Here is a 10126-nt window from a genome sequence, read left to right as displayed (position 1 = left end):
GGGTAAAGAGCGCGGATGTCGTCCATGGTGGCAACGCCGCCGGCGGCGACAACGGGGAGCCTCGTCGCTTCGCACAGCTTGGCAAGGGCGTCCACGTTCACGCCGGACTGCATGCCGTCGCGGCTGATGTCGGTGTAAATGATAAAGCTGGTCCCCTGCTCTTCAAGGCGGGGGATAACGTCGAACACGGTGTAGCCGGAATCCTCCACCCAGCCCTTGGTCTTGAGCTTGCCGTCCACGGCGTCGAGGGAGACGCCGATGCGGCCGGGGAAGGCGGCGCACAGCTCGCCGTAGAGGTCCGGGTCCTCAAGGGCCATGGTGCCGATGATAAGCCGGGACACACCGGCCTCAAGGTAGGCCGCGGCGGTCTTGATATCCCGAATGCCGCCACCACGCTGCACGGGGATGTCCAGCTTGGAGCAGATGGTGGAGATTTGCTCGTAGTTGGCGGGGTGGCCGTCAAAAGCGCCGTCGAGGTCGACGATGTGCAGATAGCGCGCGCCGTGCTCCAGCCAATGCATGGCGGCGTCCACGGGGCTGTCGTTAAAGACGGTGACCTTGTCGGCCAACCCTTGCTTCAAACGGACGCACTTGCCGTCCTTGATGTCGACTGCGGGAAAAACGATCACAATCCGAGCTCCTTCACGCCACGGCTGATGCCTTCGCGGGCCAATTCAGTTGCCGTGATCCACTTGCCTTTACGTTTGACGAACTTGTCCGCTTCCAAAATATTCTCAGTGAGCGAGAGCTGCTCCTCGTCGAAGTGATACCGCGCCGCAATGGTGCCAGCGTTCACGTCCACAAGGAACAGGTCCAGAACAACGGCGGCGGGCTCACGGACGGCCACTTCACTGCCGTCGCGCTCCTGCCAGTAGAGCAGCTGGGGCACCAACAGGTAGTCCACGCCAAGGCACATGCCAACGCCCACCCACTGGTCCAAGGACGCGGTGGCGCGCACGCTGGCCAGCCGGGAAATAACGATGTGCGTGCACCGCAAGGCCGCGCCGGGCCGCACATAATCCGTGGTTCCACTTTCGGCGAGGGCTTCCCGCAGCTGCATATCCAACCCTTCAAGCACCTCGGTCTTTACGGGCTTGGCATTCTCGGGAATGTAGCCCGCCAGCAGTTCACTTGAAGTTTCGGGCTGGTTGAAGAAGACAACGCCAATATACCCTTGCGGGCCTTCCACCGGGACATTGGCCCGCTGGCAACCGGCACAAAGGAGCACGGCGACAGCCGCGAGCATCAAGAAATAGAGTGATTTCCGCGTCTTCATTAGTCAAGCCTCCCTTTTGTGCTCAGCACCCCACTGCGCTCGCACGAGGCCGCCTGACGAAACGCCAGACCAAAGCCCTTGCAGGCAGATTCCAAAAGATGATGGGCGTTGCGGCCATACAGGAACTGCATGTGAAGATTCAGGCCCGCGCGGAACGCCACGGACTTGAAGAATTCGCGCCAGACGTCCTTTTCCTCGCCAGCGACGAGGTCCGGGACAACGGCGTCGTCATAGACCAAATAGGCGCGTCCGGAGATGTCGAGGTCCACCTGTGTGATGGCCTCGTCCATGGGCACACGGGCATTGCCCACGCGGGCGATGCCTTCCTTGGAGCCAATGGCGTCGGCAATGGCCGCGCCAAGGCACAGGCCGACGTCTTCAAGGCTATGGTGCGCGTCAATATGTGTATCGCCCTCGCATTTGAGGGTCAGGTCCCACCCCGCCCAAAAGGCCATCAGGGTGAGCATATGGTCTGCAAAGCCAATTCCGGTGGCGATGTCCGTGGTTCCGCTGCCGTCGAGGGTCAGCGAAAGAGTGATGTCCGTCTCGCGAGTGGTGCGCGTAATCTGCGCGGCGCGCAGTGCCATGAGCTTCTCCGTTTCATGTGGTGTTCAAGGGAGTTACCAAACCCTATCCTGCACCCAGTAGCATGCCTGTTTTCCCCTGCAAGGTCAAAGCGAGATGCACAAAACAGCCCCTCAGGCCAGCACTTTGCAGTCACGCGCAAAAAAGCGCCCCCTCCCGGTGGGAGGGGGCGCAGAAAGGTCGCTTGGGCCATCTGGGCGCGACGAGGCGCACCCGGCGGCGCTAGGATTCGGATTCGGCGGCCTGCTGCTTTCTGGGCTCGGCCTTGCCAAACATCCACGCCACAACAATGCCCAGCTCATACAGGATGATGAGCGGTCCGGCCATGAAGCACTGGGACACGATGTCCGGCGGGGTCAGCACTGCGGAGGTGATGAAGGCCACCAGCACAAAGTACTTGCGCTTTTCGCGCAGCCACTTGGATGACACCATGCCAAGGCGGGCGAGGAAGAAAATAAACAGCGGCAGCTCAAAGGCCACACCAAAGGCCATGAGCAGCTTCAAACTGAAGGAGAGATATTCCTTCAGGCTCGGCAGCGGCTTGATGAGTTCCGTCTCAAAGCCCATGAAGAATTCAAAGGCGATGGGGAACACCACAAAGTAGCCGAAGCATGCGCCAGCTGTGAAGAAAATTGCGGAAAAGAGCGCGACGGGAATACCCCAGCGCCGCTCCTCCTTGTACAGTCCGGGCGCGATGAAGGCCCAAATCTGATAGAAGAGGTACGGACTGGTCAAAAAGAGTCCGGCAAAGGCCGAAAGCTTGATGTACGTGAAGAAGCCTTCCGGCAGGCCCGTGAAAATAAGGGTGGAGCCTTCGGGCAGGATGGGCTTGAGCGGCATCAGCAGATAGTCGAAAATCTGCTCGGCAAAGCCATAGCACGCAAACAGGCCCACAATGACGGCAATGACGCACCGCGTCAGCCGAATGCGAAGCTCCTCCAGATGGTCCAACAGGCCCATCTCCACAAGTTCATCGTCCTCAGCGCCTTCTTCTGCCGCGTCTTCTGCGGCGTCTGCGTCCTGAGCGTCCTCGCTTGCGGCGTCAGCGTCGGCTGTGGATTCGGTTGTGGTGTCGTCGTCTTCGGGGAGTTCCGCGGAGGGGTCGCCGTCGTCCTGACCATCCACGGGCAGATTCTGGTCCAAATCTTCAGGCTTGCGATCGTTCTCGCTCATGTGCTGGGTTCCCGCTTAGGCGTTCTTGGAGTCAGCCGCCGCGTCGGCGGATTCCGCCGTGGCTGCGGCGGTGGGCTTCTCGCTGTCTTCGGCCTGTTCGGCCTTGGGGCGAGGGGCGTCCTCGGGCTTGAGTTCGGCCTTGGCGCGGGAGGTCTGCTCCTGCTTTTCCACGCGGTCGACTTCGGCGTCGATGGTGCGCTTGACGTCGTTGGAGACGCGCTTGAATTCGCCCATGGCTTTGCCAAGGCTGCGCGCCATCTGCGGGAGCTTCTTGGGGCCGATGACCAGAAGCGCAATGCCCAATATCAGAAGAAGTTCGGTGCTGCCGATTCCAAACATGGTCCGACCTTGGTTGCAGAGTTAAAGGCGGCGACGCTGGCCGCGCCGCCGCCCTGTCAAACCGTGATTACGGTCTTATTCCCATTCGATGGTTCCCGGAGGCTTCGACGAAACGTCGTACACCACGCGGTTGACACCTTTGACTTCGTTAATGATGCGGTTGGACATGCGTGCCAGCAGTTCGGAAGGCAGGCGGGTCCAGTCCGCGGTCATGGCGTCGATGGAATCCACCACACGCAGGGCAATGACATGTTCGTACGTGCGATCATCTCCCATAACCCCGACAGTCTTCAAGGGCAAGAGGACAGCGAAACCCTGCCACACTTTCCTGTACCAACCGGCGGCGTGGAGTTCGTTCTGCACGATCTTGTCGGCCTTGCGCAGAATCTCCAGACGCTCCTCGGTGATCTCGCCAATAACGCGGATCGCCAGACCGGGACCGGGGAAAGGATGGCGCCAGATGATGGAATCCGGCAGACCAAGTTCCACGGCCACGCGGCGGACTTCGTCCTTGAAGAGTTCACGCAGCGGCTCAACGAGGCCCATCTTCATCTTCTCGGGCAGGCCACCCACGTTGTGGTGGCTCTTGATGACCACGCTGGGGCCACCCTTGAAGGAGATGGATTCAATGACGTCAGGGTACAGCGTGCCCTGCGCCAAGTACTTCACGTTGGGGATCTTGCTGGCTTCGCGGTCAAAGACCTCGATGAAGGTGTGGCCGATGATCTTCCGCTTTTCTTCGGGATCATCCACGCCCTTCAGCTTGTTCAGGAACTCGTCCTGAGCCTGCACCCACACAAGGTTCAGTTCGAAGTGCTCGCGCAGGTAGCCGATCACTTCCTCGCCCTCGTTCATGCGCAGCAGACCGTTATCCACAAAGATGCAGGTCAGGCGCTTGCCGATGGCCTTGTGCAGCAGCAGGGCAACCACGGTGGAGTCAATGCCGCCGGACAGGCCGCAGACCACGTGTTCGTCCTCGCCGATGGTGGCGCGCATGTCGGCCACGCAGGAATCAACGAAGGAGCTCATGGTCCAGGAGGCCTTGAGGCCAGCGACCTTGAACAGGAAGTTCGTCAGGATGAGCGTGCCGTCGTCGGTGTGGGCCACCTCGGGGTGGAACTGCAGGCAGTAGATCTTGCGATCAACGTCCGCCATGGCCGCAACGGGAACGTTGGGCGTGCGGGCCATGATTTCAAAGCCCTCGGGCACAGCGTCCACATGGTCGCCGTGGGACATCCACACAACGTGGTTGTCCTTTTCCGGCAGGCCGTCCCACAGGGGGCAGGAACCGGACAGCTCCAAGTCAGCGCGGCCGTATTCGCGGTCCTCGCTGGCGGAGACGCGTCCACCAAGATTATAGGCCAGAAGCTGCATGCCGTAGCAGATGCCAAGGACAGGCAGGTTCCAGTCGAGGATTTCCTTGTTCAGAACGGGGGAATCCTCGCCGGTGACGCTGGCGGGGCCACCGGACAGAATAATGGCCTGAGGGTCACGGGCCTTGATCTCTTCAGGGGTCGCCTCGCAGGTGAGGATCTCGGAGTACACGCCAGCCTCGCGCACGCGACGCGCGATAAGCTGGGTATACTGGGACCCGTAGTCGAGGATGACGACTGAATCCACGTTTTGCATTGAGTAATCCGCCTTGTCTTCAGGGACGGGTTAGTAGGAATCCACCCGGTAGTTCGGGGCTTCCTTGGTAATGATGACATCATGCACATGCGACTCGCGCAGACCCGCAGGGGAAATGCGCGTGAACTGTGCCTTATCCTTGAGTTCCTGAATGGTGCCGCAACCGGTGTAGCCCATGCCGGAGCGCAGGCCGCCGAGCAGCTGATAGATGCTGTCGGTCACCGGGCCCTTGTAGGGCACGCGGCCCACAATGCCTTCGGGCACCAGCTTCTTGGAATCGTCGGAAAGTCGACCACCGGAGACAACGGCTTCCTGCTGTTCGGCCTGTGCCTGCTTCTCCTGGAAGTAGCGGTCGGAGCTTCCCTCGCGCATGGCGTCGATGGATCCCATGCCGCGATAAATCTTATAGGTCCGGCCCTGATAGAGGATGGTCTCACCCGGGCTTTCTTCGGTACCGGCAAACAGCGAGCCCATCATGCAGCAGTCCGCGCCAGCGGCCAGCGCCTTGACGACGTCGCCGGAGAACTTGATGCCGCCGTCAGCGATGATGCAGCGGTCAAATTCCTTGGCGGCGCGCACGCCTTCCATAATGGCGGAAATCTGCGGCACGCCCACACCGGCAACCACGCGGGTGGTGCAGATGGAGCCGGGGCCGATGCCAACCTTGACGGTGTCTGCGCCTGCGGTGAACAGGGCCTTGGCGCCGTCGTAGGTGGCCACGTTGCCGGCCACAATGCGGGCCTTGGGGAACTGACCACGCAGCGCCTCAACGGAACGCAGAATGTTGGCAGAATGGCCGTGGGCGGAGTCGAGAACGAGGAAGTCCACGCCGGCCTTCAGCAGGGCTTCGGCGCGCTGGTCCCTGTCCTTGCCAACGCCAATGGCGGCGCCAACGCACAGGCGGCCGTGCTCATCCTTGCAGGACATGGGATACTTTTTGATCTTCTCAATGTCCTTAATGGTGATGAGGCCGCGCAGCTTGTTCTGGTCGTCCACGACGAGGAGCTTTTCGATGCGGTTGGCGTGCAGGTGCTCTTTGGCTTCCTCAAGGGTGGTGCCGACGGGCACGGTGACCAGACGTTCCTTGGTCATCACGTCGCTGACGGGGGTGTCCAGCTTGGTCACAAAGCGTACGTCGCGGTTGGTGAGGATGCCCACAAGCTGGTTATTCTTCACCACCGGCAAACCGGAAACGCGGTAGTCGGACATCACGCCCAGAGCCTGACCGACGGAAATTTCCGGGGGGATGGTGACGGGGTCGAGAATCATTCCGGACTCGGACTTCTTGACCTTTTCGACCTCAAGCGCCTGCTGCTCGATGGTGATGTTCTTGTGGATAACACCAGCACCACCATTGCGCGCGAGAGAGATGGCCATCTCGGACTCGGTCACGGTGTCCATGGCCGCACTGACCAGAGGAATGTTGAGCCGCAAGTCATTCGTCAGCTTGGTGCTCACGTCGACGGAATCCGGCAACACCTCGGAGTAGGCGGGCAGAAGCAGGACATCGTCGAAGGTCAGTCCTCTCAAAACAACTTTTTCCATGATTACGTTACTCCATGCGTCCTTGAAAGGTGGGGTCTGGGGCACGGGCAAGCACCGAAAGGGCGGGACCGACGCTTCAGTCCTCGCCAAGGTAGGCAGCCCGTACCTTTGGATCGTTCAGGAGTTCCTCGGAGGTCCCTTCCATTATCACCTGCCCCGTAGCAAGCACGTAGCCACGGTGGGCAACGGAAAGCGCCATCTGCGCATTCTGCTCCACCAGCAGCACGGTTGTTCCGGCGCGGTTAATTTGTCTGATGACCTCGAAGATATTTTCCACAACGATGGGCGCGAGTCCCAACGAAGGCTCGTCCAAAAGCAGGAGACGTGGCTGTGCCATAAGCGCACGCCCTATGGCAAGCATTTGCTGCTCGCCACCAGATAAAGTTCCGCCATGCTGACGGCGGCGCTCGCGCAAAACGGGGAACAAATCGTAGACCATGTCCGCATCGCGGCGAACGCCGTCCCTGTCTTTACGCAGATATGCGCCCATACGCAAATTCTCTTCCACCGTCAGTGCAGGAAAAATCATCCGCCCCTCCGGAACTTGCGTTACGCCGCGCGCCACAATCCGTTCCGAAGACATCCGGGTGATGTCGTCTCCCTCAAAAGTGATGCGCCCCTCGCGGACCGGGGTGACGCTGCTGATGCTCATAAGCGTTGTGGTCTTGCCCGCGCCATTGGCCCCGATAAGGGTCACAACCTCCCCGGCGCCTATGCGCAGGCTCACACCACGCAGCGCGTGGATGCTGCCGTAATAGGTGTGTATGCCATCCACTTCAAGCATGCGCGGCTCCCCGTCCAAGATAGGCTTCCACCACTTCCGGTGCTCTGCGTATCACATCCGGCGGCCCTTCGGCCAGCAGAATGCCGTGATCAAGGACCACCAGCCGCTGACAAATGCGCATAACCAGCTTCATGTCGTGCTCTATGAGCACCACGGTAACCCCGGCGTCCAGTATGCGATACACAAGGTCCACCAGCATTTGCGTCTCCTGCGGGTTCATGCCCGCCGCAGGCTCGTCCAGCATGATAAGGCGCGGGCGCGTGGCCAGCGCGCGGGCAATCTCCAGCCGCCGCTGGTCGCCATACGGCAAGGACGCCGCGCCGCTCAGCGCCACGTCGCCAAGGCCCACAAAATCAATCCACCGCATGGCCTCGGCCACAATGCGCCGCTCCTCCTCCCGCTGCGAAGCCGTGCGCAGCACCGCGCCCCAAAAGCCCCCGCGCGAGCGGCAATGGCACCCCACCCGCACGTTATCGAGCACCGTCAGGTCCGTGAACAGACGAATATTCTGAAAAGTCCGCGCCACGCCAAGGGCGGTCACCTTCTCGGGCTTCATGCCATTCATGCGCACCGGGCCGTTTCCGGCGTCAAAAAGCACATCGCCGCGCGTTGGTTTATAGACGCCGGCGATGCAGTTGAACAGCGTCGTCTTCCCCGCGCCGTTCGGCCCGATAAGGCCCAATATCTCCCCGGGGCGCACGTCAAAGCTCACCTCGGCAAGGGCCATCAGGCCCCCAAATCGCTTGCACAGGCCATCAACCCGCAGCAGTGGTTCCACCGCTCTCCTCCTTATGCCGCGCGCTGGCGGCCCGCTCCTCGGCCCACAGCGCCTTGCCCCGCCCGCCGTCGGCAATGTTGGGGAAAAAGCCGCTGGGCTTAAACCGCATAATCAGCACCATGATGAGACCATAGGCAAGAAACCGCACCTCCGGCGGCATGCCAAGGGCGGGGAGCACCTCGCGCAGCACCTCGCCAAGGCAGACGAGAATAACCGCGCCCACCAGCGCCCCGCTCACATTGCCAAGCCCGCCCAGCACCACCATGCACAGCACAAGGAACGACTCCCAAAACTTAAACATGTCCGGCGACAGGAACATGGTCCACCGCGCAAAGAACGAACCGCCAAGAGCCCCAATACCGGCGGAGATGGCAAAGGCGATGACCTTGTAGTTCAGGATATTCACGCCGCAGCTGGCCGCGGCCAGCGGGTCCTCACGCAGGGCAAACCATGCCCGCCCAAGGCGCGAATCCTCAACCCGCCGCACAATGACGTACACCAGCGCCGCCATCGCCACCGCCAAGTAGAAATACGGCCGCTCGCCGAAGAACTCCCAGAACCAGTCCTCGTTGAGAAAGCTCAAATCCAAGGACACCGGATCAATCCCCGGCAAACCGAGAGGACCGCGCGTCAGCCAAATTTCGTTGGTGAGGAACAACACCACAAGCTCACTGAACCCAAAGGTGACAATGGCGAAATAGTCCCCGGTCAGCCGCAGGGTCGGCGCGCCAAGCAAAATGCCCCACAGCGCGCCATTGAGCGCAGCAAGGGGCACAATGAACCAAAACGGCATGCCATAATGGATGGTGAGCAGGCCCGAGGTGTACGCGCCAATGCCGTAGAACCCCACAAAACCAAGGTCCAGCAGCCCGCAGAAACCGGGAACGATATTCAGCCCCATGGCCAGCACCATGTACACCAGCACCAGCGTCATGACATGCATCACATACTCACTGGCCCACGGCAGCGCGGGATACACCAGCGCAAGGGCAAGCCCCACGCCCATCACGCGGCGCAGGATGCGCGTTCTGGCCGTGGTCATGACCGCCCTCCCCCTCTGCCAGCACTGTTCATACGCGTTGCTCCTTGTGCGCTTGTGGCATGCGCCCTACGCCTTATCCACAATGGATTTACCCAGCAGGCCGGACGGCCTGAACAGGATCACCGCAATCATCACGGCGTAGGCCACACCGTCGCGGTACAGCGACGACACGTAGCCCGCGCCCAGCGCCTCGGCCACGCCAAGGATAACCCCGCCCAGCATCGCACCGGGCACGGAGCCAATGCCGCCAAGCACAGCCGCGGCAAAGGCCTTCACCCCCGCCACATAGCCCATGGTGGGGTACAGCGTGTTGTAATAGACCGACACCAGCACCCCGGCCACCGCGCCCATGGCCGACCCAAGGGCAAAGGTGAAGCCGATGACAAAGTTCACGTTGATGCCCATAAGCGCGGCGGCAGTCTTGTTCTGCGCCAGGGCGCGCATGGCCGTGCCGATGCGCGTGCGGGCGATGATGAAGTACAGGACGGCCATCATGGTCAGCGTTACGCCGAAGATGAACACCTGCAGCCACGTCAGATGCACGCCGCCCATGTCGAGGGCTGTGGCCTTGAGGTAGGCGGGGACGGCTTCCTGCGCGAAGGGCTTGGGACGGCTCCCCCAGATGACCATGGCCAGATTCTGTAGGAAGATGGACATGCCAATGGCCGTAATGAGCGCCGCCAGACGCGGGGCCTTGCGCAAGGGGCGGTAGGCGACAATATCCAGCAGAATGCCCAGCACCGCGCAGCACCCCATAGCCAGCACCAACGCCAAATAAAACGGCATCCCAAACGCGGTGATGAAGGTGACGCAGAAAAACGCGCCCAGCATGTAGATTTCACCGTGGGCGAAATTGATAAGCTCAATGACGCCGTAGACCATGGTGTAGCCCACGGCGATAAGGGCGTAGATGACGCCAAGGGTCAGGCCGTTGACGAGTTGGGCGAGGAATTGCTCCACGGGGCCTCCTTGGCA

At 61.2% G+C, this 10126-nt stretch carries 11 protein-coding genes; all 11 read right to left on the bottom strand.

Features of this window, described 5'->3' with window-relative positions; translation table 11 throughout:
• Positions 1-629 (bottom strand): 1-(5-phosphoribosyl)-5-[(5-phosphoribosylamino)methylideneamino]imidazole-4-carboxamide isomerase (gene hisA, locus ACY69P_RS09600; protein ID WP_462327303.1); only part of this gene is annotated, 629 nt, incomplete at its 3' end.
• Entirely contained in the window at positions 626-1276 is a 651-nt protein-coding gene (locus ACY69P_RS09595) for a hypothetical protein (protein WP_462327302.1), read from the bottom strand. The genes hisA and ACY69P_RS09595, both read right to left, overlap by 4 nt.
• Complete coding sequence (hisB, locus tag ACY69P_RS09590) at positions 1276-1863, bottom strand: imidazoleglycerol-phosphate dehydratase HisB (protein ID WP_459898926.1); 588 nt, start codon at positions 1861-1863, stop codon at positions 1276-1278. Before hisB ends, ACY69P_RS09595 begins: the two co-directional genes overlap by 1 nt.
• A 220-nt stretch (positions 1864-2083) precedes the next feature.
• A complete protein-coding gene (tatC, locus tag ACY69P_RS09585) occupies positions 2084-2821 on the bottom strand; it encodes a twin-arginine translocase subunit TatC (protein WP_459900086.1) in 738 nt (245 codons plus the stop codon).
• A gap of 228 nt (positions 2822-3049) precedes the next feature.
• The gene (tatB, locus tag ACY69P_RS09580) at positions 3050-3373 is read right to left on the bottom strand and encodes a Sec-independent protein translocase protein TatB (RefSeq protein ID WP_404844332.1); all 324 of its coding nucleotides are present in this window, start codon (positions 3371-3373) and stop codon (positions 3050-3052) included.
• A 75-nt stretch (positions 3374-3448) separates the two neighbouring features.
• Positions 3449-5002, bottom strand: a complete 1554-nt coding sequence (guaA, locus tag ACY69P_RS09575; protein WP_462327301.1) for a glutamine-hydrolyzing GMP synthase — start codon at positions 5000-5002, stop codon at positions 3449-3451.
• Between the two features lie 30 nt (positions 5003-5032).
• Positions 5033-6547, bottom strand: a complete 1515-nt coding sequence (gene guaB, locus ACY69P_RS09570; RefSeq protein WP_459898923.1) for an IMP dehydrogenase — start codon at positions 6545-6547, stop codon at positions 5033-5035.
• A gap of 76 nt (positions 6548-6623) precedes the next feature.
• Positions 6624-7331 carry an ABC transporter ATP-binding protein gene (locus tag ACY69P_RS09565; RefSeq protein WP_459898921.1) on the bottom strand — a complete coding sequence of 236 codons (708 nt, stop codon included), beginning with the start codon at positions 7329-7331 and terminating at the stop codon, positions 6624-6626.
• Positions 7324-8109: an ABC transporter ATP-binding protein gene (locus ACY69P_RS09560; protein ID WP_462327300.1), complete on the bottom strand. Its 786-nt coding sequence runs from the start codon at positions 8107-8109 to the stop codon at positions 7324-7326. Before ACY69P_RS09560 ends, ACY69P_RS09565 begins: the two co-directional genes overlap by 8 nt.
• Positions 8087-9151 (bottom strand): branched-chain amino acid ABC transporter permease, encoded by a 1065-nt coding sequence (locus tag ACY69P_RS09555; RefSeq protein ID WP_462327299.1) that lies wholly within the window; start codon positions 9149-9151, stop codon positions 8087-8089. Before ACY69P_RS09555 ends, ACY69P_RS09560 begins: the two co-directional genes overlap by 23 nt.
• 66 nt (positions 9152-9217) lie before the next feature.
• Positions 9218-10111, bottom strand: coding sequence for a branched-chain amino acid ABC transporter permease (locus tag ACY69P_RS09550; protein WP_459898915.1), 894 nt, complete (start codon positions 10109-10111; stop codon positions 9218-9220).
• Between the last annotated feature and the right edge of the window lie 15 nt (positions 10112-10126).

Source organism: Desulfobaculum sp. (assembly GCF_054921475.1).
Note: the sequence above shows the minus strand (reverse complement) of the source record. Positions and strands in the feature narration are given on the sequence as shown.

Bases quoted from the DNA above. Each gene is read 5' to 3' on its own strand.
- guaA (WP_462327301.1), bottom strand. From the start codon at position 5,002: ATGCAAAACGTGGATTCAGTCGTCATCCTCGACTACGGGTCCCAGTAT.
- tatC (WP_459900086.1), bottom strand. From the start codon at position 2,821: ATGGGCCTGTTGGACCATCTGGAGGAGCTTCGCATTCGGCTGACGCGG.
- ACY69P_RS09595 (WP_462327302.1), bottom strand. From the start codon at position 1,276: ATGAAGACGCGGAAATCACTCTATTTCTTGATGCTCGCGGCTGTCGCC.
- guaB (WP_459898923.1), bottom strand. From the start codon at position 6,547: ATGGAAAAAGTTGTTTTGAGAGGACTGACCTTCGACGATGTCCTGCTT.
- ACY69P_RS09565 (WP_459898921.1), bottom strand. From the start codon at position 7,331: ATGCTTGAAGTGGATGGCATACACACCTATTACGGCAGCATCCACGCG.
- hisB (WP_459898926.1), bottom strand. From the start codon at position 1,863: ATGGCACTGCGCGCCGCGCAGATTACGCGCACCACTCGCGAGACGGAC.
- ACY69P_RS09555 (WP_462327299.1), bottom strand. From the start codon at position 9,151: ATGACCACGGCCAGAACGCGCATCCTGCGCCGCGTGATGGGCGTGGGG.
- tatB (WP_404844332.1), bottom strand. From the start codon at position 3,373: ATGTTTGGAATCGGCAGCACCGAACTTCTTCTGATATTGGGCATTGCG.